Annotated in this window: 19 protein-coding genes; 7 read left to right on the forward strand and 12 right to left on the reverse strand. The window is 64.5% G+C overall.

The window, feature by feature from the left end:
- Window positions 1–42 precede the first annotated feature (42 nt).
- The 4 genes from C8N43_RS15425 to C8N43_RS15440 form a co-directional block, all read right to left on the reverse strand.
- Window positions 43–1,599, reverse strand: coding sequence for a trimethylamine methyltransferase family protein (locus C8N43_RS15425; RefSeq protein WP_107846654.1), 1,557 nt, complete (start codon window positions 1,597–1,599; stop codon window positions 43–45).
- A gap of 122 nt (window positions 1,600–1,721) precedes the next feature.
- On the reverse strand, window positions 1,722–2,123 hold the full coding sequence (locus C8N43_RS15430) for a response regulator (protein WP_107846655.1): 402 nt from the start codon (window positions 2,121–2,123) through the stop codon (window positions 1,722–1,724).
- Window positions 2,104–3,309, reverse strand: a complete 1,206-nt coding sequence (locus C8N43_RS15435) for a sensor histidine kinase (protein ID WP_107846656.1) — start codon at window positions 3,307–3,309, stop codon at window positions 2,104–2,106. The genes C8N43_RS15430 and C8N43_RS15435 overlap by 20 nt, the downstream gene beginning before the upstream one ends.
- A gap of 77 nt (window positions 3,310–3,386) precedes the next feature.
- A complete protein-coding gene (locus C8N43_RS15440) occupies window positions 3,387–4,085 on the reverse strand; it encodes an HAD family hydrolase (protein WP_107846657.1) in 699 nt (232 codons plus the stop codon).
- Window positions 4,086–4,136: 51 nt separating this feature from the next.
- Between C8N43_RS15440 and C8N43_RS15445 the strand changes: the two genes are divergently transcribed.
- Genes C8N43_RS15445 through C8N43_RS15455 form a run of 3 tightly spaced genes read left to right on the forward strand, consistent with a single transcriptional unit; the run spans window position 4,137 to window position 8,308 of the window.
- Entirely contained in the window at window positions 4,137–4,595 is a 459-nt protein-coding gene (locus tag C8N43_RS15445; protein ID WP_107846658.1) for a MarR family winged helix-turn-helix transcriptional regulator, read from the forward strand.
- Window positions 4,596–7,778 (forward strand): 2Fe-2S iron-sulfur cluster-binding protein, encoded by a 3,183-nt coding sequence (locus tag C8N43_RS15450; RefSeq protein WP_107846659.1) that lies wholly within the window; start codon window positions 4,596–4,598, stop codon window positions 7,776–7,778.
- The gene (locus C8N43_RS15455) at window positions 7,775–8,308 is read left to right on the forward strand and encodes an SRPBCC family protein (protein ID WP_107846660.1); all 534 of its coding nucleotides are present in this window, start codon (window positions 7,775–7,777) and stop codon (window positions 8,306–8,308) included. Before C8N43_RS15450 ends, C8N43_RS15455 begins: the two co-directional genes overlap by 4 nt.
- Here the strand turns inward: C8N43_RS15455 and C8N43_RS15460 are convergent.
- Genes C8N43_RS15460 through C8N43_RS15470 form a run of 3 tightly spaced genes read right to left on the reverse strand, consistent with a single transcriptional unit; the run spans window position 8,305 to window position 10,339 of the window.
- Entirely contained in the window at window positions 8,305–9,099 is a 795-nt protein-coding gene (locus C8N43_RS15460) for a metal ABC transporter permease (RefSeq protein ID WP_107846661.1), read from the reverse strand. The two genes, C8N43_RS15455 and C8N43_RS15460, sit on opposite strands and share 4 nt — an antisense overlap.
- Window positions 9,096–9,863 carry a metal ABC transporter ATP-binding protein gene (locus C8N43_RS15465; protein ID WP_107846662.1) on the reverse strand — a complete coding sequence of 256 codons (768 nt, stop codon included), beginning with the start codon at window positions 9,861–9,863 and terminating at the stop codon, window positions 9,096–9,098. Before C8N43_RS15465 ends, C8N43_RS15460 begins: the two co-directional genes overlap by 4 nt.
- On the reverse strand, window positions 9,860–10,339 hold the full coding sequence (locus tag C8N43_RS15470) for a Fur family transcriptional regulator (protein WP_107846663.1): 480 nt from the start codon (window positions 10,337–10,339) through the stop codon (window positions 9,860–9,862). The genes C8N43_RS15465 and C8N43_RS15470 overlap by 4 nt, the downstream gene beginning before the upstream one ends.
- A gap of 67 nt (window positions 10,340–10,406) precedes the next feature.
- Here C8N43_RS15470 and C8N43_RS15475 point away from each other — a divergent pair, with 67 nt between their 5' ends.
- Entirely contained in the window at window positions 10,407–11,408 is a 1,002-nt protein-coding gene (locus tag C8N43_RS15475) for a zinc ABC transporter substrate-binding protein (protein WP_107846664.1), read from the forward strand.
- Window positions 11,409–11,476: 68 nt separating this feature from the next.
- Here the strand turns inward: C8N43_RS15475 and C8N43_RS15480 are convergent, their stop codons facing one another.
- Window positions 11,477–13,741 (reverse strand): adenosylcobalamin-dependent ribonucleoside-diphosphate reductase, encoded by a 2,265-nt coding sequence (locus C8N43_RS15480; RefSeq protein ID WP_107846665.1) that lies wholly within the window; start codon window positions 13,739–13,741, stop codon window positions 11,477–11,479.
- Window positions 13,742–13,822: 81 nt separating this feature from the next.
- On the opposite strand from C8N43_RS15480, the gene C8N43_RS15485 reads away from it, so the two are divergent.
- A complete protein-coding gene (locus C8N43_RS15485; RefSeq protein ID WP_107846666.1) occupies window positions 13,823–14,251 on the forward strand; it encodes a DUF1489 family protein in 429 nt (142 codons plus the stop codon).
- Here C8N43_RS15485 and hisG read toward each other — a convergent pair.
- From hisG to hisS, 3 genes are read right to left on the reverse strand one after another with little or no spacing between them, the layout of a single operon-like run.
- Entirely contained in the window at window positions 14,228–14,926 is a 699-nt protein-coding gene (gene hisG / locus C8N43_RS15490; protein WP_107846667.1) for an ATP phosphoribosyltransferase, read from the reverse strand. The two genes, C8N43_RS15485 and hisG, sit on opposite strands and share 24 nt — an antisense overlap.
- Window positions 14,923–15,963, reverse strand: coding sequence for an ATP phosphoribosyltransferase regulatory subunit (locus tag C8N43_RS15495; protein WP_107846668.1), 1,041 nt, complete (start codon window positions 15,961–15,963; stop codon window positions 14,923–14,925). The genes hisG and C8N43_RS15495 overlap by 4 nt, the downstream gene beginning before the upstream one ends.
- Window positions 15,964–17,433 carry a histidine--tRNA ligase gene (hisS, locus tag C8N43_RS15500; protein WP_107846669.1) on the reverse strand — a complete coding sequence of 490 codons (1,470 nt, stop codon included), beginning with the start codon at window positions 17,431–17,433 and terminating at the stop codon, window positions 15,964–15,966.
- 87 nt (window positions 17,434–17,520) lie between these two features.
- Between hisS and C8N43_RS15505 the strand changes: the two genes are divergently transcribed.
- A complete protein-coding gene (locus tag C8N43_RS15505) occupies window positions 17,521–17,715 on the forward strand; it encodes a SlyX family protein (RefSeq protein ID WP_107846670.1) in 195 nt (64 codons plus the stop codon).
- Between the two features lie 198 nt (window positions 17,716–17,913).
- Here the strand turns inward: C8N43_RS15505 and dnaE are convergent, their stop codons facing one another.
- Window positions 17,914–21,411, reverse strand: coding sequence for a DNA polymerase III subunit alpha (gene dnaE, locus C8N43_RS15510; RefSeq protein ID WP_107846671.1), 3,498 nt, complete (start codon window positions 21,409–21,411; stop codon window positions 17,914–17,916).
- Between the two features lie 76 nt (window positions 21,412–21,487).
- On the opposite strand from dnaE, the gene C8N43_RS15515 reads away from it, so the two are divergent.
- Window positions 21,488–21,784 (forward strand): ArsR/SmtB family transcription factor, encoded by a 297-nt coding sequence (locus tag C8N43_RS15515; protein ID WP_107846672.1) that lies wholly within the window; start codon window positions 21,488–21,490, stop codon window positions 21,782–21,784.
- Window positions 21,785–21,799: the final 15 nt, after the last annotated feature.

The raw sequence follows: 21,799 nt of genomic DNA on the forward strand, positions 1-21,799 counted from the left end.
CAACGTCCCCGCGCAACGAAGCTGGCAATTTACGACAATTGTCTAGAAGTCGGTGGGGACCCCGCCCTCTGCCTTACGGCGCGCGACGAAATCGGAAAGCTCCTCGCGGCGTGCCTCGTCCATTGCGGGCGGCTCGAACTCGGCGATGATGCCCTTGTACATCTCGTGCGCGCGTTCGGCGGTCCAGACGCCGCCGCCAAGCTCCCACGCTTCGAAATTCGACCAATCCGAGATCAGCGGTGAATAGAACGCGTCCTCGTAGCGGTCCTGCGTGTGCTGACACCCGAAATAATGCCCGTCCGGGCCGACTTCCGCGATGGCCTCAACGGCGATGTCTTCGGGCGTCGTCGCATAGGTCGCGGGCTCCATATATCTTTGAATTTGCTGGATAACATCGCAGTCCATGATGAATTTCTCTGGGCTCGCAATCAGCCCGCCCTCCAGCCATCCGGCCGCGTGATAGACGATGTTGGTGCCCGATTGCACCGCCGCCCAGAGCGAATTGGACGTCTCCCACATGGCTTGGCCGTCGGGGACATTGGCCGCGCACACCCCGGACGAGCGGATCGGCAACTTGTAGAACCGTCCCATCTGGCCCGTCATCTGGGTCGCGCGCATGTATTCGGGGGTGCCGAATGCGGGCGCCCCGGTCTTCATGTCCACGTTGGAGGTGAAGGTGCCAATGGCGCAGGGGGCGCCCGGATTAACCACTTGCAGCAAGACGATCGCGGCGAGCCCTTCGGCCAAAGACAAGGTGACCGCGCCGGACATGGTGACCGGCGCCATGGCGCCGGCGAGCGTGAAGGGCGTGACGATCACAGGCTGGTTGCGCCGCGCGTGGATCATCGCACCCTCGAGCATCGGGAAGTCGTGCTTGAGTGGCGAGACCGAGTTGATGTTGGTGTACATATGCGGCTTGGCGTCGAATTCTTCCCGCGTCATGCCGCCCGCGATGCGCACCATCTCCATCACGTCCTCGACCCGTTCGCGGCCGAGGGAGTAGGCATGCACGACCTTGTCGGTGAGCACGAGCTTCTCATAGAGGCAGTCGAGATGGCGCTCGCGGGCGTGGATGTCGATGGGCTCCACCGGGTAGCCGCCCGCGAAATGGATGCAGTTGAAAAACTGGGTGAGCTTGATGAATTCGCGGTAAGTCTCGAAATCGCCCGAGCGCTTGCCACGCTTGAGATCCCACGCATTGGGCGGGGAGGAGACGTTGCCAAAAAGGATATGCTTGCCCCCCATGGTCAGGCGGCGATCCGGGTTGCGGGGGGTGATGTCGAACTGGGCGGGCGCGTGGGATAGCATCTCCATCACGAAATCCTCGTCCATCTTGACGTTGGTGCCATCAACCTTGCAGCCGGCCTTGGCCAAGATCTTGCAGGCCTCTGGGTTCAGAAATTCGATGCCGATCTCGCGCAGGATGCGCATGCAGCCCTGGTGGATCGCCTGAACCCCATCCTCATCAAGCGGCTCGGTGGGCCGGTCGGTGTTGATCGGCAGGCGCCACGGCATCTGCTCGGGCAGTCGCGAGGTGGTGCGCCGCGCGTTGCCAGCGCGCCCGCCGCCGCGCTTGCGTCTTGTGGTCTGGGTGGTCATGGTGATGCGCCCCGGGCTTGTGATCCGTTGACGAACCCTTGCATGGGCTAGAGGTCCGCGATGATCGCTTTCCGACGTGGCAACGTCGCTTTCAAGCAAGGGCGCCGGGCAGCTCCAATGGTTCAGGCTCTCAGCGCGGCGACGAGGCTTTCGAATTTCTCAGGCGTGAGGGGCTTTTCGAAGTAGTCCTTTACCACGTCGAACTCGGCGGCCCGGTCCTGGTCCCTGCGATCCATCGAGGTCGTCAGCATGATGACCACCGTTGGGTCAAACGCGGCCCCGAATTCTTCGGTCGCGGCCTCCAGCAGCTCGAACCCATCCATGCGGGGCATGTTCACATCGAGCAGGACCAGGTCCGTCGGGATCGCACCCGGCTTGCGGAAATAGGCGATGGCGTCGTCGGCCATGGAGAAGGTCCGCACCGATTTCGCAAGCCCCGTACGCTCGATAGCGCGTTTGTGCAGGCGGTTGTCGAGGGCGCTGTCATCGATCAGAATGACCTCATCAAGCGGCGTGGCGGACATCTGCGACCTCCGTTGGAAAAAAGATTGAAAAAGTGGCGCCGACGCCTTCGGAGGAAGACACCTCGATCATCCCGCCATGGGTCAGCGCCACCCGGCGGCAGAGCGCCAGTCCCAGGCCGGTTCCGGCGTAGTCTTCCGCCCGGTGCAGGCGTTTGAAGAGTTTGAAAATCCGCTCGTGATGTTCCGGGTCGATGCCCAACCCATTGTCCTGAACATGCAGCGTCACGCCCGGAGTGTCGCCAAGCGATTGGGTCACAAAGACCCTGATGCGCAAGGGATGATCGGGACTGCGGAACTTCAACGCGTTGCTGAGCAGATTGTTGGCCATCACGCTGATCAGGGCGGGGAAGCCGCTGATTTGTGGCAATGGCTCGATCTCAATCTCCGCGCGGGCCTTGAGGATATCGGCCTGCATATCGGACATGGCATTGACGAAGGCCTGGGTCAGGTCGACTTGCTCCCGCGGGCGTTCGCCGGAATCGATCGTGCGGGAATATTGTAAGATGTCATCGACCAGCGTCCGCATTCGGCCCAGGATCTTGTCGGCCTCGCACAGGCAGTCGCGCTGGTGATCGCTGAGCTGATCCTCCTCGTCCTCCTGCAGGTCCTTGACGAGCAGACTGAGCGTGTTGGCGGGCGCCTTGAGATCATGGGAGGCGGCATAGGCGAACTCGCGCAGCTCCTGATTGGCCGCTTCCAGCGCTTCGACCTGCTGGTCGAGCAGACGTTTGTGCGTCTCCAACTCTTCCTGCGCCGCGGCGCGCTCGCGGATCTCGTCTTCCTTCTCGGCCAGGGCCGCCATCAGCGCGTCGGGGCTGGGGATTTTCAACGCGTCGGGCAAAAGCTTCCACAAGGCCAACGCCGTGATGAACGAGACCACGCCCGTGAACAGCTTGATCACGCCCTGCAGCCCGTACCACGGGTAAAACAGCGTCAGGATGCTGATCAGATGCGACACGCCGCAGGCGGTGATGAATACCACGAACAGCATCGCGGGCTGGTACAGCCGCGGGTCTTTGCGCCGCCGCAAGAACACCAGCATGATGCCGGGAATGGCGAAATAGGAGGCCGCAATCAGCAAATCCGACCCGATATGGGTCCACAGCACCCGCCAATCCCAGGCGATGCAGAACCCGTGGGGCGTGTAGCCGCCATCGGAGAACAGATAATCGAGAATGGGCTGCATCACACCTCCGGCCGAGAGCCAGAATCATCTCTGGTCCCCTCATCGGGATGTTGTCGCGCGAAAGGTTTAGGTTTCCCTTAATCGCGGCTCAACCACGCGGGCAGCTCCGCCACCGAGGCCAGAACGACATCGGCGTGAGGCTCCAGCTCCGCTGCGGGGGCCGGGCCGGTCAGGACCCCCACCCGCACCATTCCGGCGGCCTTGCCCGCGTGCAGATCGTGGGTGCTGTCGCCGATCATGGCGACCTCGTCCGGAGCCAGGCCCAAAGGCTCCGAGAACGCCCACAACATCTCCGGCGCGGGCTTGCCGCCGTAGCCGGAATCGAAGCCGAGGATGCGGTCGAACCGCCCCTGCAGACCAAGGGCTGCAACATGAGCATGGGCAGAACTTTCGCTGTCATTCGTCGCCACGCCCAGCCTCAGGTCCAGCGCCTCGAGCTGGTCAAAAAGTGCCGCCAGATCACAGGGCGCGACCAAGGCCGCGCGCGCGGCCTTCTCATTTCCATGGGCCAGCAGCGCGTCCCGCTCCCAATGGGGTAGAAAGGGCAAGAGCAGGTCAATCGCCACATCCGCCGTGCCTGCGATGACCGGGCTCGCGGGGTCGAAAACCTCCGCTTCTATGTCGTAGCCGATGGCCTGTCCCATGCGCAGCGACAGCGCGGGGTCGCCGGCGGACAGCTCGCCCAGAAATCCGCGCGCCCAAGCCCCCCAAGTGGCGTCGAAATCGAGCAAGGTGCCGTCCTTGTCGAACAGCAAGCCCTTGATTTGGCGTCCCATCTGCGCGGTGCTCCCTTGACCCCTGGCATCAGCCCGGGAAGAGTGGCGCGTATGAGCCCAGAGAACAAGCGCTACGATCTGCATGCCTCCATCGGCTACCAGGCGACCCTGTCGGCCCGCGTCTACGAGCGGCGTCTGGAGGAGCGGTTGCGCAAGCTCGGCCTGACTCGGCTGGGCTGGTGCATTCTGCTGGCCGTGGGCGAGGAGAAGCTGGCAAGCCCCTCCGACATTGCGGCCTTCATCGGAATCGACCGCACGGCCACGTCCCGCGCCCTGAAGGGGCTGGAGGCCGATGGGCTGCTCACCCGGTCCGAGAGCCGCGGCGACCGGCGGCGCACGGAGGTGCATCTGACCCCGGACGGCACGCGGTTGCTGGGCGAAGCGATCGCCGTGGCGCAAGCCAATGCCGCGCATTTCCGCGCCAAGCTGTCGGACGAGGAGCGCGATCATCTTGCGCGCCTGATGGCCAAGATGCGCGCGGGCGAGGATACCGCCCTGAGCAATTTCTGAATGGGCAAGCTGCGCTCTTACCGCAATCGCCCGGTGCATCTGGGCCCCTACCCGCTGGAGCGGTTGGCGCGGAATGAGCGGCTTGATCTGACCCGCGTGCCGGAGCTGGCGCAGGTCAGCTTCCGCAGGCCGGGGGACCCATTGAGCATCGTGAATGCGATGCAGGATTATCAGGCCATGCTCGACGCCACCCGCGAAGGGCTGGTCAAGCGGGAGCGGGCCGAGATCCCGGATGATCCGGTCGAGCGGGCCCGGCATCTCAAGGCATTTGGCTATTATTGCGATGCCTCGATGGTCGGCACATGCGCGATCCCCGGCGAGGCGTGGCTGGCCGAGCCGATGGTGAACCCGGATGTGGACCGGCTGGCGGAGAAACTGCGCACGATGCAGCCCAAGACGCTGGCGGCGGGGATCGACGTGATCATGGCGGGCCTGCGCGAAAGCATGCGCGCGCCGCCACAGGCCTGTGATCACCATACTCATGCGCTGGTGTTCCTGTACGACATGCCCCGCGACCCCGGCCCCGGCGAGGCGGGATGCGACTGGATCGCGGATGCGCAGGATCAGCGGGCGTGCCTGCGGGGGATGGAGACGGCGGTGACGCTGGCCTCCTACATTCGCTCACTTGGCCATGACGCGCGAGCGCATTCGATGGCGGCGAGCGATGTACATCTGGGCAAGCTGGCGGTGGCGGCGGGGTTGCTGACGCCAGACGGGTGCAATCCCTTCCTTGGCGCGCGGTATGGGCTGGCGGTGGTCACGACTACGCTGGAGCTCGCGACCGACCGCCCACTGGCAGAGACCGCCGCACCGGGGCGCGAATGGACGCTGGGCACAGGCGCGCAGGCCAAGACAAAGCGCAACGCCGATCCCTTCGCCAGCCGCGCCTTCCGCGATGGCCCGCATCCGTTCGAAACGCTCAAGCGGGTCGACACGCCGACCACCTATATCGACGCGCCGAACGTGGCGCGGGTGCCGAAGCGTGCAAACCTGTTTGCGCGCGGGCTGTTCGGCGACATGGGCAAGGTGGTGCAGGAGGCCACAAAGAACGGCAATTATGTGCGTAAGTCCGCCGCCGCTTTTGCCTTCCGCCCCTCGCTGGGGGCCTTTGTGCTGCTGCAGGATGGCGAGGCGGATGAGGTGCATCCCTCAACCGACGATCCCGCGCGCAATGCCGACAACATCAAGGCCGCGCTCTATTGGCTGGGGGTCGACGCGGTGGGGCTAAGTGCCTGCCCAGACTGGACATATTACAGCCATGATGCCGCTGGTCAGCCGATCACACCTTACCACGAGAATGCCATTTCGATGATCATCGATCAGGGGCACGAGACGATGGAGGGCGCCTCGGGCGATGACTGGATTGCCTGCGCGCAATCGATGCGGGCCTATCTGCGCTTCTCCCTTCTGGGCGGGGTTCTGGCGCAGCATCTGCGCAATCTGGGCTACACCGCGCGGGTGCATTCGGTAATGGATGACGAGGTGCTGCATCCGCCGCTGCTGCTGCTGTCGGGCCTGGGCGAGGTGTCGCGCATTGGCGAGGTGATCCTGAACCCGTTTCTGGGGCCGCGGCTGAAATCGGGCGTGGTGACAACCAACATGCCGATGCGCCACGACAAGCCCATCGACTTCGGCCTGCAGAGCTTTTGCGCGGCGTGCAACAAATGCGCCCGCGAATGCCCCTCGGGTGCGATCACCGCCGGGCCGAAGCTGATGTTCAACGGCTACGAGATCTGGAAATCCGACAGCCAGAAATGCACCACCTACCGCGTTGCCCAGAAGAACGGCGCGATGTGCGGGCGATGCATGAAAACCTGCCCGTGGAACCTTGAAGGACTGTTTGCGGAAGCGCCCTTTCGCAAGCTGGCGATGACCGTGCCGAAAGCGGCCAAGGCCTTGGCGGCGCTCGATGATTTGGTTGGAAATGGCGAGATCAACCCGGTCAAAAAGTGGTGGTGGGATCTGGAGATGGTCGATGACGGGGCCTACCGCCCGTCCGAGCATCCGGTGAATGCGCGCGCGCTGCAAAAAGAACTGGACCTGCGCTACGAGGATCAGTCGCTGGCGGTCTACCCTGCCCCGCTTGCGCCGCCGCCCTATGCCTACCCCTACCCAATGGATCGCGAGGCCGGGATCGCGGCCTACAAGGCGATGATCCCGGCGGGCGAGCACCGCGCGCGACGGGCGCAAGGCCTTCCGCCCGAGCACGTCTACACCGCCGATCAGCAGGACAGCCCGGTAATGGGCGCGGTGGTCAGCAAGGTCGAACGGATGTCGGAGGCGGTGACCAAGTTCGAATTCTCCATGCCCGACGGGTCGGACATGCCGCCGGTCGAGGCGGGGGCGCATATCGACGTGGTCGTGGCGCCGGAATTCCTGCGGCAATACTCGCTGTCGGGCGACCCCGCGGATCGGTCGAAATACCAAATCGCGGTCCTGCGGGAGGACGCGGGCCGGGGCGGATCGAAGCTGATGCACCGGATTTTCGAGGAAGGGCGGCGGGTGCATATCTCCAAGCCGATCAACCACTTCCCGCTTATCGAGGATGCCTCGTTCAGCTACCTGATGGGCGGCGGCATCGGGGTCACGCCGATGATCGCGATGGCGCACCGGCTACATACAATCGGCGCGGAGTTCGCGCTACATTATTCCTGTTCGAGCCGCGCGGGCGCGGGTTTCCTAGACGACCTCGCCCGCGTGCCATGGGCGGATAAGGTGCGCCTGCACATGTCGGACGAGGGCACTCGCTGCGATCTGGCCGCGACGCTTGCGCACCGCGACGGCGCCCATGTCTACACCTGCGGGCCTGAGGTCTACATGCAGGCGGTGACGGACGCGGCGGAGGCGAACGGCTTCCCCGAAGAGGCGCGGCATCTGGAGTTCTTCTCGGTCCCCGAGCAGCCCGATTACGTCAACCACGACTTCACCCTGCGCCTGACGCGCTCTGGCCGCGATATCGCAGTGAGTGCGGACGAGGCCCCCACCGACGCACTGCTGCGCGCAGGGGTGCATGTGGATGTGAAATGCTCCGACGGGCTGTGCGGCGTGTGCAAATGTACGGTGATCGCGGGCGAGGTGGAGCATCGCGACTTCGTGCTGTCGAATGCGGATCGTGCCACGGCCATGATCCTGTGCCAATCGCGCGCCGCCGCGAAAGACGGCGTGGTGGAGATCGATCTGTGACGAAGTTTGCGGGCGACGTTGTCATTGCGCGGCCGGTCGACGAGGTCTTCGACCTTTACACGAATGCGCGCCTGACAGCAGAGCGGGCGGACACGCGCACGCTGGTGGAGTTTACCCATATCGGAGAGGACGGCCCCGGAACGCAGGCCGTCTGGACCTTCATCCACCCGGAGATGAAGACCGAGATGATCGAAACGGTCATCGAAATGGACCGCCCGCATCACATCGCGAGCCACCTGCAGATCACCCGCGTCCTGCCGCTGGCCCCGCATGAGGTGACGCCCGGCGTGAAGCCGATGCTCGCCTATGACATGAAGGACAATTACAGCCCGCTATACGGCCGATTACCCGTCGAGGGGGTGATGCGGTGCGGCTTCACTCCTGCCGACGGCGGCACGCGGCTGGAGCTGTTCACGGAGATGAAGCTCGGCGGCCTCAGCAGGCTGTTCGGCTGGACAAGCAAGCTTGCCAAGCGCCACCCGATGCAGGCGGAGCTGGACGCGTTTCGGGATTGGATCGAGGCCCGCTAGCCCCTTTGGACCGACAAAAGACTGGTCGCCGCGAACAGGCAGGCTGCGAGGCTGACCATCGTGGGGCCGGTCGGCGTGTCGAATTGGTAGGCCAGCCAGAGCCCCCCCAGAGCCGAGGCGCAGGCGAGCGCGATCGCCGCGCCGACCATCCGCTCTGGCGTGCGGGACAGGGGACGCGCGGCGGCGGCGGGGATGATCAGCAACGCGGCGATCAGCAGAACGCCCACGACCTTGATCGCCACCGCCACCACCACGGCGAGGGCGAGGGTCAGCACGAGTTGTTCGCGCCTTGGGTCGATGCCGCTGGCATGGGCCAGATCCGGGCTGAGCGTGGCCGTCAGCAGCGCCTGCCAGCGCCACGCCAGCAGGCCCAGCACCAGCAGCGCCCCGCCCCAGATCACCGCCAATTCGCCGCGGCCCACGGCAAGAATATCGCCAAACAGGTAGGCCATCAGGTCAATGCGCACCCCGTCGATGAAGCTGACCGCCACAAGACCGAAGGCCAGCGCGGAATGGGCCATCACGCCCAGCAAAGTGTCCATCGCGTAGCCCCGTCCGGTCAGGGTAGACACGGTCGTGGCCATCGCCAGTGCCACCACCAGCGCGCCGGTGAAGACCGAGATGTCAAAGCCAAGCGCCAGCGCCACCCCAAGGATCGAGGCATGGGCCGTTGCATCGCCGAAATACGCCATCCGCCGCCACACGACGAAGCAGCCGAGCGGGGCCGCCGCAAGTGCAACGCCGAGGCCCGCAAGTGCCGCGCGGGTCAGGAAGCTGTCGAGCAGGCTCATTGCGCGGCCTCGTGGTCATGGCTGTGGTCGTGATCGTGGGTGTGATCGTGCCCGTGGTCATGCCCGTGGTCGTGCTCATGCTGATACAGCGCCAGCGCGCCGCCCGTGCCACTGCCAAACAGCGCGCGGTATTCCGGGGCGGAGGCGACGACGGCGGGCTTGCCCTCGCAGCACACATGGCCGTTCAGGCAGATCACCCGGTCCGATGCGCTCATCACCACATGCAGCTCATGGCTGACCATCAGCACCGCGCAGCCGGTCTCGTCGCGCACGCGCTCGATCTGTTGGTAGAACGCGGCCGAGCCACGCTGATCCAGCCCCTGCGTCGCCTCATCGAGGATCAGCAGCTGCGGGGAGCCCAGCAGGGCGCGGGCCAAGAGCACCCGCTGATATTGCCCGCCCGAGAGCTGCGACATCTGCCGCTCGCCCAGCCCCGCGCAGCCGGCCTGCGCCAGGGCCGCGTCGGTCTCATCCTTGCCGACCCGGGCGGGAAGGCTCAGAAAACGCCGCGCCGTCATGGGAAGCGTAGCGTCGATCTGCAACTTCTGCGGCACGTAGCCCACGCGCAACTCCGGTGCGATGTCGATCCGGCCCGCCGCCGGGCGCACTGCGCCAATAATTGTGCGCAGCAGGGTCGACTTGCCCGAGCCGTTCGGGCCGACGATGGTGACGATCTCGCCCGCATCGACATGCAGGCCCACGCGGTCCAGCACCGTGGAGGCCCCGAAGCGCACGCTCAGGTCGCTGATCTGAACAAGGCTCACGCGGGCGTCCTCTTGCAGTTCGGGCACAGCCCTTCTGCCTCGAGCACGGTGCGCTCGATCTCGAAGCCCGTGTCGCGGGCGACTTGTCCCAAGCGGCCATCCTCCGGCGCGGTCAGCGTCTCGGCGACCGCATCGCATTCGCGGCAGATCAGGAAAGCAGGCGCGTGGGCGTCACCGGGGTGGGTGCAGGCGATGAAGCCATTCAGCCGCTCGATCTTGTGGGCGAAGCCATGCTGGGTGAGGAAGTCCAGCGCCCGGTAGGCGACCGGAGGCTGAGAGCCGAGCCCCTCCTCGCGCAGCACATCAAGGATCTCGTAGGCCCCGAGCGCGCGGTGCCGTTCCAGCAGGATTTCCAGCACCCGCCGCCGCACCGGGGTGAACCGCAGCCCCGCGGCGCGGCACACCTCGTCGGCGGTGGCGACGGCGCTGGCGATACAGCTGTCGTGGTCGTGGCGGGTAAAGCCCAGGGGCGGCATGGGGTCAGTCCTCTTTCAAAGCGGCAGGGCTTGATATGTTATTATATCACATTTAACAACCCACTTCATGTCATATACCCGATTCGCCCTCCCCGCCATCGCCCTTCTCGCAACGCCAGCCTGGGCCGAGCCCCCGAAGGTCGTCACCGATATCGCCCCTGTGCACTCGCTCGTGGCGCAGGTGATGGGCGACCTCGGCAGCCCGGAGCTACTGGTGTCCGCCAGCGACACACCGCATAGCTTCTCGATGCGCCCGTCGCAGGCGCAAGCGCTGGAGAACGCCGATCTCATCTTCTGGATCGGCCACGCGCTGACCCCCTGGCTGGAACAACCGCTAGACAACCTTGCGTCAAACGCGACAGCCGTCGAACTGCTGGAAGTCGAGGGCACAAAGACCATGCCCTTCCGCAACGAGGTGTTGTTTAACGCTGGCGCCGAGGACGATCACGACCACGACGAGGAGCATGCGGATCACCACGACGACCACGGCGATGAACACGCAGAGCATCATGATGATCATGGTGAGGAGCATGCCGACGAGCACGACGGCCACGACCATGACGGCGACGATCCCCATGCCTGGCTCGACCCGCAGAACGCCGCTGTCTGGCTGAGCACGATTGCGGATGCCTTGGCCGAAGCCGAGCCGGAGAATGCCGCGACATACCGCGCGAATGCGGACGCCGCCACGGCACAGCTCGACACGTTGCAGGCAGAGCTCGCGGAAACGCTCGCGCCCGCGAAAGACCAGCAATTCGTCGTCTTTCACGACGCCTACCACTATTTCGAGGACCGCTTCGGCCTGACGACCCTTGGCGCAATTTCGCTGGGCGACGCACAGGCGCCGAGCCCGCAGCGCCTGCAGACCCTGCGCGCCGAGCTGAGCGCGGTGGATTGCGTGTTTACCGAGCCGCAATTCAACCCCGATCTGGTCGCGACCTTGGTCGAGGGCACAGGGATCGGCTCCGCGACGCTCGACCCGCTGGGGGCCAACCTGACGCCCGGGCCCGGTCTCTACGCGGAGCTGATGCGTACAATGGCCGGGGAGATTTCCGGCTGCACGTCGTAGCTAGATGAGCGCTGTGCTTGGATGCGTCCGAGACAGCCGTTGTCCGAAAAATCTACGCCGCGAGGCGCTCATCCGCATTTCGAATGACCGCACGACCCACAAGTCATGCAGCCCTCGATCATGCGCATGTCGTATTGCCCACAGCTCGGGCAAGCGGGACCGCGCCCTTCGCCAAGATTGACGACGCGGGCCTGCGGATCTTCCTTCAGCCCCATCCCCTCGCCCGCGAGGAACCCCGTGGCGATCATGTGCTTCTCGATCACGCCGCCAATGGCCGCAAGGATCGAAGGGATGTACTTGCCCTGCATCCACGCCCCGCCGCGCGGGTCAAACACGGCCTTCAGCTCTTCAACCACGAAGGACACGTCGCCGCCGCGCCGGAACACCGCCGAGATCATCCGCGTCAGCGCCACGGTCCAGGCGAAATGCTCCATGTTCTTGGAGTTGATGAACACCTCGAACGGGCGGCGGTGGCCATTGAGCACAATGTCGTTGATGGTGATGTAGAGCGCATGCTCGCTGTCGGGCCATTTGACTTTGTAGGTCTGGCCTTCCAGTTCCGCCGGGCGGTCCAGCGGCTCTGACATATAGACGACCTCGCCACCCTCTTCGACTTGGGCAGGCTTGTCGGCTTCGGTGTCCGACACACTCAGTACCGATCCCGTTACCGCATTGGGACGGTAGGTTGTGCAGCCTTTGCAGCCGGTATCCCAAGCCTCCATATAGACATCCTTGAAGTCGCCGAAGCTGATGTCCTCGGGGCAGTTGATCGTCTTGGAGATGCTCGAGTCGACCCATTTCTGCGCCGCCGCCTGCATGCTTACATGATCGAGCGGTGCGAGCGTCTGGGCGTTGACGAAGTAATCCGGCAGCTCTTTGTCGCCGAACTTCTCACGCCACAGGTTGACGGCGTAGTCGACGACCTCTTCCTCTGTGCGCGAGCCGTCCTTTTGCAGCACCTTGCGGGTGTAGGCGTAGGCGAAGACCGGCTCGATGCCGCTGGACACGTTGCCCGCATAAAGCGAGATCGTCCCCGTCGGCGCGATCGAGGTCAGCAAGGCGTTGCGGATGCCGTGCGCGCGGATGGCGTCGCGGACATCTTCGTCCATCGCCTGCATCGTGCCGCTCGCCAGATAGGCGTCGGCGTCGAACAGCGGGAAGGCGCCTTTCTCCTTCGCCAATTGCACCGACGCCAGATACGCGGCGCGGGCGATGGCGTGCAACCACCGCTCGGTCAGACGCGCCGCCTCCTCGGACCCATAGCGCGCGCCGACCATCAGCAGTGCATCGGCCAGGCCGGTGACCCCAAGCCCGATGCGGCGTTTCGCGGCCGCCTCGCGCGCCTGCGCCTCCAGCGGGAACTTGGACGCATCGACCACATTGTCCATCATCCGAACGGCCACGGCGACCAATTCCGTCAGTTTCTCAACATCGAGGTCCGCGCCGTCTTCGAACGGCGCATCCACCAGCCGCGCCATGTTGATCGACCCCAGCAGGCACGCCCCATAGGGCGGCAGCGGCTGCTCGCCGCAAGGGTTCGTGGCCGCGATCTGCTCGACATAGGACAGGTTGTTGGCCTGATTGATCCGGTCGATGAAGATCACACCGGGCTCTGCATAATCATAGGTCCCGCGCATGATTGCGTTCCACAGATCGAGCGCGCGCACCGTCTTGTAGACCTTGCCCTCAAAAACCAGATCCCACGGCCCGTCGGCCTTGACGGCCTCCATGAACGGATCGGTGATCAGCACCGACAGGTTGAACATGCGCAGGCGGGCAGCATCCTGCTTGGCCTCGATGAAGGCCTCCACATCCGGGTGATCGCAACGCATCGTGGCCATCATCGCACCCCGGCGCGAGCCCGCCGACATGATCGTGCGGCACATCGCGTCCCACACATCCATAAAGCTCAAAGGCCCGCTTGCGTCCGCCGCCACGCCCTTCACATCCGCGCCCTTGGGCCGGATGGTCGAGAAATCGTAGCCGATGCCGCCGCCCTGCTGCATCGTCAGCGCAGCCTCTTTGAGCATCTCGAAAATGCCGCCCATATTGTCGGGGATCGTGCCCATGACGAAGCAGTTGAAAAGCGTCACCGACCGCTGGGTACCCGCGCCCGCGATGATCCGGCCCGCGGGCAGGTATTTGAAGTCCGACAGGGCGTCGTAGAACGTCTGTTCCCACTTGGCCGGTTCCGCCTCGACCGAGGCCAGATCCCGCGCGATCCGCCGCCACGTGTCTTCCACAGTCGCATCGATGGGCGTGCCATCGGCATCCTTGAAGCGGTACTTCATATCCCAGATTTGCTCGGCGATAGGGGCAGCGAAAGCAGTCATACTGGCGTCCTCAGGCGGTGAATCGGTTTGAAGTCAGCGGGCAGAGCTATACAATATATAGCAGATACGGGGGTGTCGAGCATGACATATGTGAATCTCATCAAGCTGAGCGTCGGCACCGAAAGTGTCGAGAGCCTGCAGGCCTGGCAAGACAGCCCGCGCCCCAAGGGCGCCGACGGTTTGCCGCGCCATGTCACCCGCATGTGGCCGAAGCGCGAGGCGGAGCTGGTCAATGGCGGCTCGATCTACTGGGTCATCAAGGGCGTCGTGCAGGCACGTCAGAAGATCATCCGGCTCGATGAATATGACCGCGGCGACGGCATCCGCCGTTGTGCACTGGTGTTCGATCCGAAGCTGATCCGCGTGGCCCCGGTGCTGAAGAAGCCCTTTCAAGGCTGGCGCTACCTCAAGCCAGAGGATTCGCCGCCCGACCTGACCGAGCGCCGCGCCAAGGAAGACGCCCTGCCGCCCGAGCTGTCCGCGGCCCTAGCCGATATCGGGATTCTCTAGCCCCAGCTTCTTCATCAGCGCGGCCAGATCGCAGCCCGCCCAATCGGCGGTCCGGCTGGCATAGAGCGTGGCCTGCGACGCCAGGATCGGGCCATCGGAGAGCATCCGCAAATGGTTCGCCTGCAATGTCGCGCCGGTCGAGGTGATGTCGGCCACCGCCTCCGCCGTCAGGTTCGCCACGGTGCCTTCGGTGGCGCCTTGGCTGTCGACCAGTTGGTAATCCGCCACGCCGCGCTCGCGCAGATATTCCCGCACCAGCCGGTGGTATTTCGTGGCGATCCGCAGCCGAAAGCCGTGCTTGCGCCGGAACGCCGCAGCCACCGCGTCGAGGTCATCGACGGTCGCCACATCGACCCAAAAATCCGGCACCGCAATGATCAGATCGGCATGGCCGAACCCCATATGCGCGATCTCGGCCACTTGGGCCTGCCACAGCGCCAGCTTCTCGCGCACCATGTCGATGCCGGTGACGCCCAGATGGATGCGGCCCGCGGCAAGCTCGCGCGGGACCTCGCCCGCCGACAGCAACACCAGCGCGACACCGTCGATGCCAGAGACCTCGGCCGCGTATTCCCGGTCCGACCCGGTGCGGGCCAGCGTGATGCCGCGATCGGCGAACCACGCGAACGTGTCCTCCATCAACCGACCCTTGGAGGGGATGCCCAGCTTGATCATGCCCCGGCCTCCAACAGCTCTGGCCGGATCACGCCGCCCACGGCGGGGATCTCCCGGCCCTGCCCCAGCACCCGGGTCAGCGCGTCATAGCGCCCGCCGGTTGCAATCGGCGGGCCGCTTTCGCCGTGAAAGCCGAAGACGAAGCCGTCGTAATATTCCATCGAGGTGCGCCCGTAGGAGCCTTCGAACGCCAGCGCATCCACATCGACGCCCCGCGCAGCGAGTGCGTCCAGCCGCGCTTCGAGCCGATCGAGCGCGGGCGTTATCGCAGGCAGGGTCTGCGCGATGTCGCGCAGCTTGGCCAGCGCCAGCGGCGCCATTTCGGCCACGTCCAAAATGGCCGACAGTGCTGCGACCTCGCCCGCGTCCAGCGGTGCGACCTGTGCGTCCTCCTTCAAGGCCGCGATCCTCTGAGACACATCCGAGGCGTCCCGCAGCCCGATCTCAGGCGCGCCGGTTTCCACATCCAAAGCCGCCAACCGCGCGCTCGGCACCGGCTTGCCGAACCGTTCCAGCAAGGCGCGAAAGCGGCGCGGCCGCCAAAGATGGCGCAACAGCGCCGCACGCCGCCGCTCGGACGTCGATAGGCCTTCGACCGCCGCGCGCAAGATGCCGATATCGCCCGTGGCCGCGCGCAGCCCGCGCCCATCCAGTGCTTGTGCAAACAGCGCGAAAACCTCCGCATCCGCCGCCGCCGGATCGGCGCGGTCGAACACCTCGTAGCCCACTTGCAGATATTCCGAGGCGCGGCCGGTTCCCGCCTCTTGGCTACGAAACACGAGGCCCTGATAGGTGTAGCGCGCGGGCTCGGCCCCGTGGGCCATATGCTGCTGAACCACCGGGACGGTGAAGTCGGGCCGCAGCATCTGCTCGCCCAACACAGGGTCCGAGGTCACGTAGGCGCGCGCCCGAATATCCTCGCCGTAGAGATCAAGCAGTGTTTCGGCGGGCTGCAGGACCGATGTCTCGACCGAGACCGCGCCCGCGTCGCGAAACAGCGCCGACAGGCGCGCCGCCTCTGTCATTGCCGGTGACATCTAGGCCAGCATCTTCTTGATCTCGGCCACCAGATCGGCGCGCGCGACTTCACGCTGCGCGGGCTGGCCTTTCCACTCTTCAAGCGATGCCGTCTTGGCGATCTCCGCCCCCAGCACGAGGTCCTTCAGTTGCAAGACGCCGCGCGCCGCCTCGTCCGAGCCTTCGATAACCGCCACCGGCGCGTTACGCTTGTCTGCGTATTTCAGCTGGTTGCCGAAGTTCTTGGGGTTGCCCAGATAGACCTCCGCCCGGATACCGGCCGTGCGCAGCTCGCCCACGATGGTTTGGTATTCGGCCATGCGGTCGCGGTCCATGACAGTGACGATCACGGGACCGACGGTCTGATTGTCCATGCGGCCCTTCGCGTGCAGCGCCGCCAGCAGCCGGTCGACGCCGATGGAGACGCCGGTCGCGGGCACTTCTTGCCCGGTGAACCGCTTGACCAGATCGTCGTAGCGCCCGCCACCTGCAACCGAGCCAAACTGCCGCGGGCGGCCTTTCTCGTCCTTGATCTCGAAGGTCAGCTCGGCCTCGTAGACGGGGCCGGTGTAGTAGCCCAGGCCGCGAACCACGCTTGGGTCGATCTCGATCCGGTCAGAATTGTAGCCTTGGGCAGCCATTAATTCGGCGATGGTTTCCAGCTCTTGCACGCCAGCCGCGCCGATGGCCGAGCCAGTGACCAGCTCATTGAGCCGCGCCACAGTGGCGGCCCCGGTATCGCGCTTTGCGGACATGAAGCCCATGACGATCTCGGCCTGCGCGTCGCCAAGCCCCGCGCCTTTGGTGAAGTCGCCACTCTCGTCCTCGCGGCCCGCGCCCAGCAGCGCGCGCACGCCTTCCTCACCCAGACGGTCGAGCTTGTCTATGGCGCGCAGCACGATGCCGCGCTCGGTATCTTTGTCGGCGCCCGCAAGCCCGGCCACTTCCAGTACGCCGTTCAACACCTTACGGTTGTTCACGCGCACAATGTAGTCGCCGCGCGGGATGCCCACGCGTTCCAGCGTGTCGGATAGCATCGCGCAAATCTCGGCGTCGGCCGCCACCGACGGCGCGCCAACGGTGTCTGCGTCGCATTGATAGAACTGACGGAAGCGGCCGGGTCCGGGCTTCTCGTTGCGCCACACTGGACCCATCGCGTAGCGGCGATAGGGCGTGGGCAGATCATTGCGGAACTGCGCATAAACGCGGGCGAGCGGTGCGGTCAGATCGTATCTCAGTGCCAACCAATCCTCGTCTTCCTGCCAGGCGAAGACGCCCTCGTTCGGGCGGTCCACGTCGGGCAGAAATTTTCCCAGCGCCTCGACCGTCTCCACCGCCGAGCTTTCCAGCGCCTCGAACCCGTAGAGCTGATAGACCTCTGAAATCTCGTCCAGCATCGCCTTGCGCTGCGCGACCTCCGCGCCGAAATAGTCGCGGAACCCTTTCGGGGTCTCGGCCTTTGGGCGGGGCTGCTTTTTCACTTTGGCCATGGCGGGGTGGTCCTGACGTTCACTGTTGCGCCTGCCTTTACCGCGCGGCCCTTGCGGGGGCAAGCGATGGGGCCTATCTGGCTGGCTATGGAAGAGCTTGAAGAGAAAATTGCACATCTGACCCGCGCGCTGGACGATCTATCCGATGTGGTCGCCCGGCAGGATCGCGAGATCACCCGGCTGACCGGGATCGTCGATGCGCTGGTGAGCCGTGCGCGTGACGCAGATCAGGATGCAGGTGGCGGCGTAGTGCTGGGCGATGAGCGGCCGCCCCACTACTGACAGCGCCAATGGCAGGACGGGCCCGCCCTGCCTAACACGAATAGGCACGGGGCCGGTCTTTCTCCGTTCACGGCCATCGGCTCGGCAGCCTGTACCGCAGGCCTTTCTAATCACCATTTCCTTTCTTTTTTCTTAAAATACGGCTGTTGCTCCGGATAATTTCGCGTGCGCCATCCGTATTTGGGGAACAAAGAAAGACTAGACCTCTTCCACCATGACGACCCCGCCGAGCGATTTGATGGCGCCTTTCACTTGCGGGTTGATCGCGAAGCGGTCACCCAAGGCGACCTCGACCTCGCCCGGCAGGCCTTCGGCCATCAGGCAGAGCGACACCGGGCCGCGCCCCTTGATCTTGGGGTCCTGGCCAGAACGTTCCAGCACCGACGCGATCGAGGCAATGGCGCTGTCATCTTCTACGAAAATCTTCAGCCCGAGCGCGCCCGCGTCCGCCACTGCGCCGTCAATCGGTTGCGCGCCGCGGCACAAGAGCTTCAATTGTTCTGATTCCAGCGTCGCCTCCACCGTCAGCACCACGTTATGCCCGGCCACCAGAGCGTCGCCGGATTGCTCGAGCGTGTCGGAGAAGACCGTGACCTCGAACTGCCCCGATGGATCGGAGCCTTGCACAAAGGCAAAGCGGTTGCCGCGGGCGGATTTGCGGTCCTGCCGTCCGGCGATATTGGCGGCGAGCTTGGCCACAAACGGGCCTTGCAGGGCGCGCTGCTCGATCTCGGACAGGGTCATCACACCCTTGCGCTTCAGCGACACCATGTAGTCGTCCAGCGGGTGGCCCGACAGGTAGAAGCCCACCGCTTTGAACTCTTCCATGAGACGTTCGGCGGGTAGCCAGTCTTCGACGGGCGACAGGCGCGGCTCCGGGAGGTCGTCGCCTGCCTCGCCAAAGAGCGAGACCTGGTTGGAATTGCGCTGCTCGAATATCGCGGCAGAGTAATTCACCAGCCCGTCCAGCGAGGCAAACACCCGGTGGCGGTTCGCATCGAGCTGATCGAACGCGCCGGACCGCGCGAGCATCTCCAGCGGGCGTTTGCCGACACGTTTCAGATCCACCCGGCGGGCGAGATCGAAGAGCGTCGCGAAGGGCTTGTCGCCACGGCCATCTGTGACCAGCTTCATCGCCTCGACGCCCACGTTCTTCAACGCGCCCAGCGCATAGACCACGCGGCCCTCATGCACGGTAAAAGTCGCCTCCGAGCGGTTCACGCAGGGCGGCACCGCCTCGATATCCATGCGCTTGGTGATCTCGTCGAAATACACCGCCAGCTTGTCGGTCAGATGCAGGTCGCAATTCATCACGCCCGCCATGAACTCGACCGGGTGGTTCGCTTTCAGCCACGCGGTCTGGTAGCTGACGACCGCGTAGGCTGCTGCGTGGGACTTGTTAAAACCGTAGTTGGCAAATTTCTCAAGCAGGTCAAAGACTTCGCGCGCCTTCTTCGCGTCGACGCCGTTCTCCTTCGCGCCCGCCTCGAATTTTGGGCGCTCGGCGTCCATGGCCTCTTTGATCTTCTTGCCCATGGCGCGGCGCAGCAAGTCGGCGCCGCCCAGCGAGTAGCCCGCCATGACCTGCGCGATTTCCATCACCTGTTCCTGGTAGACGATGATGCCTTGGGTCTCGGCCAGGATGTGGTCGATCAAAGGGTGAATGGATTCAAGCTCTTTCTGGCCGTTCTTCACCTCGCAATAGGTCGGGATATTCTCCATCGGGCCGGGGCGGTAGAGCGCCACGAGGGCCACGATATCCTCTATGCACGTCGGCTTCATGCGCCGCAGCGCATCCATCATTCCCGAACTTTCCACTTGGAAAACGGCCACGGTTTTGGCCGCGGAATATAACTTATACGACTTTTCGTCATCGAGCGGGATCGCGCCGATATCATTCTCGGCGCCTTCGGGCGGCTGGTACAGCTCCACCCCGTCCGCATCCACATGCAGCGGGCGGTTCGGCGTGATCAGGTCGATGGCGTTCTGGATCACGGTCAGGGTCTTGAGCCCGAGGAAGTCGAACTTCACCAACCCCGCCTGTTCCACCCATTTCATGTTGAACTGGGTGGCGGGCATATCGGACCGGGGGTCCTGGTAGAGCGGTACGAGCGCGTCGAGCGGGCGGTCCCCGATCACGACGCCTGCCGCGTGGGTCGAGGCATTGCGCAACAGCCCCTCGACCTGCTGGCCGTAATCGAGCAGGCGGGCGACGACCTCTTCGTTCTTCGCTTCCTCGCGCAGTTTTGGCTCATCAGCCAGCGCCTTCTCGATGGAAACGGGCTTCACGCCCTCCACCGGGATCATCTTCGACAGCCGGTCCACCTGACCGTAGGGCATCTGCAGGACCCGGCCCACATCGCGCACCGCGGCCTTGGACAAAAGCGCGCCGAAGGTGATGATCTGGCCCACCTTGTCGCGACCGTATTTCTCTTGCACGTAGCGGATCACCTCTTCGCGGCGGTCCATGCAGAAGTCGATGTCGAAGTCGGGCATCGACACCCGTTCGGGGTTCAGGAACCGCTCGAACAGAAGCGAATAGCGCAGCGGATCGAGGTCGGTAATGGTTAGCGCATAGGCGACCAGCGAGCCCGCGCCGGAGCCGCGCCCCGGGCCCACCGGAATGTCGTGATCCTTGGCCCATTTGATGAAATCCGCCACGATCAGGAAGTAGCCGGGGAAGCCCATCCCCTCGATGATCCCCAGCTCGAACTCCAGCCGCTTCTCGTATTCCTCGACCGAGGCCGCGTGGGGGATCACGGCCAACCGCGCTTTCAGGCCCTCGGCGGCCTGGCGGCGAAGCTCTTCGATCTCATTATCCGCAAACTTCGGCAGGATCGGGTCGCGCTTATAGGCCTTGAAGGCGCAGCGCCGCGCGATCTCGACCGTGTTCTCCAGCGCCTCCGGCAGGTCGGCGAACAGCGTCGCCATTTCTTGCGGCGTCTTGAAATAGTGCTGCGGGGTCAGGCGACGACGCTCTTCCTGCTGGTCGACATAGGCCCCTTCGGAGATGCAGATCAGCGCATCGTGGGCCTCATACATGTCGGGCTTGGGGAAGTAGACATCGTTGGTCGCGACCAGCGGCAGACCCATGGCGTAGGCCATCTCGATATGGCCGCGCTCGGACAGGCGCTCCGCCTCGGGCAGGCCCGCCTCGCCCGGGTGGCGCTGCAATTCGACGTAGAGACGATCGGGGTAAATCTGCGCCAGATCGCGCATCAGGGCTTCCGCTTTAGGCATCTGGCCCGCGCGCAGCAGCCTGCCAATGGGACCGTCAGGGCCGCCGGACAAACAGATCAGCCCGTCAGCATGGGTGCCAAGTTCCGCCAACGTGACCTGCGGCAGCTGACCCGCCTTGTCGAGGTAGAGGCACGAGTTCAGCTTCATCAGGTTCTCGTAGCCCGCCTCGTTTTGGGCCAGCAGGACCACCGGCGCGGGCAGGCGTGGGCGCTCGCCTGGGGCGGTCTCTTCGAATCGCAGATCGACCTGACATCCGACGATGGGCTGCACGCCCGCGCCGCTGGCGTATTCGGAAAACTCCAATGCCGCGAACATGTTATTGGTGTCGGTTAACGCGACAGCCGGCATGCCCATATCGGCACACAGGCCGGGCAGCTTCTTCAGACGCATGGCCCCTTCCAAAAGCGAGTATTCGGAATGGACGCGAAGGTGGATGAATCGGGGATCACTGCTCATGGGGTCAGTCTAGGCGCGGGGCTTGGCGGGCAAAAGGGACGATTGGCAGAAAGCGGGGGATATGATAGTTAGCCATATGGCTAACCATTCCTTAGATGCGCTGTTCTCTGCCCTTGCAGACCCGACCCGCCGCGCGGTTCTGGAGGCACTTGCGCATGGCCCGGCACCGATCAAAACACTTTCAGATCAGCATGATATGACGCTTCCCTCATTCTTGAAGCATCTGCGCGTCATGGAGAATGGCGGCCTGATCACGACCCGCAAGGAAGGCCGCCAGCGCATCTGCCACATGGCGCCAAACGCGCTCATTCCGCTGCAAGGGTGGTTAGAATGGCAGCGTTCGGTCCAAGACGCTGCCACTGGCGGCGCGTAAGGCTTGCCAAGCCCG

It is taken from the genome of Litoreibacter ponti (genome assembly GCF_003054285.1).
Lineage (GTDB): Bacteria > Pseudomonadota > Alphaproteobacteria > Rhodobacterales > Rhodobacteraceae > Litoreibacter > Litoreibacter ponti.

Coding starts and splice junctions, on each gene's coding strand:
- C8N43_RS15425 (WP_107846654.1), bottom strand. CDS start 1,599: ATGACCACCCAGACCACAAGACGCAAGCGCGGCGGCGGGCGCGCTGGC.
- C8N43_RS15430 (WP_107846655.1), bottom strand. CDS start 2,123: ATGTCCGCCACGCCGCTTGATGAGGTCATTCTGATCGATGACAGCGCC.
- C8N43_RS15435 (WP_107846656.1), bottom strand. CDS start 3,309: ATGCAGCCCATTCTCGATTATCTGTTCTCCGATGGCGGCTACACGCCC.
- C8N43_RS15440 (WP_107846657.1), bottom strand. CDS start 4,085: ATGGGACGCCAAATCAAGGGCTTGCTGTTCGACAAGGACGGCACCTTG.
- C8N43_RS15445 (WP_107846658.1), top strand. CDS start 4,137: ATGAGCCCAGAGAACAAGCGCTACGATCTGCATGCCTCCATCGGCTAC.
- C8N43_RS15450 (WP_107846659.1), top strand. CDS start 4,596: ATGGGCAAGCTGCGCTCTTACCGCAATCGCCCGGTGCATCTGGGCCCC.
- C8N43_RS15460 (WP_107846661.1), bottom strand. CDS start 9,099: ATGAGCCTGCTCGACAGCTTCCTGACCCGCGCGGCACTTGCGGGCCTC.
- C8N43_RS15470 (WP_107846663.1), bottom strand. CDS start 10,339: ATGCCGCCCCTGGGCTTTACCCGCCACGACCACGACAGCTGTATCGCC.
- C8N43_RS15475 (WP_107846664.1), top strand. CDS start 10,407: ATGTCATATACCCGATTCGCCCTCCCCGCCATCGCCCTTCTCGCAACG.
- C8N43_RS15480 (WP_107846665.1), bottom strand. CDS start 13,741: ATGACTGCTTTCGCTGCCCCTATCGCCGAGCAAATCTGGGATATGAAG.
- C8N43_RS15485 (WP_107846666.1), top strand. CDS start 13,823: ATGACATATGTGAATCTCATCAAGCTGAGCGTCGGCACCGAAAGTGTC.
- hisG (WP_107846667.1), bottom strand. CDS start 14,926: ATGATCAAGCTGGGCATCCCCTCCAAGGGTCGGTTGATGGAGGACACG.
- C8N43_RS15495 (WP_107846668.1), bottom strand. CDS start 15,963: ATGTCACCGGCAATGACAGAGGCGGCGCGCCTGTCGGCGCTGTTTCGC.
- hisS (WP_107846669.1), bottom strand. CDS start 17,433: ATGGCCAAAGTGAAAAAGCAGCCCCGCCCAAAGGCCGAGACCCCGAAA.
- C8N43_RS15505 (WP_107846670.1), top strand. CDS start 17,521: ATGGAAGAGCTTGAAGAGAAAATTGCACATCTGACCCGCGCGCTGGAC.
- dnaE (WP_107846671.1), bottom strand. CDS start 21,411: ATGAGCAGTGATCCCCGATTCATCCACCTTCGCGTCCATTCCGAATAC.
- C8N43_RS15515 (WP_107846672.1), top strand. CDS start 21,488: ATGGCTAACCATTCCTTAGATGCGCTGTTCTCTGCCCTTGCAGACCCG.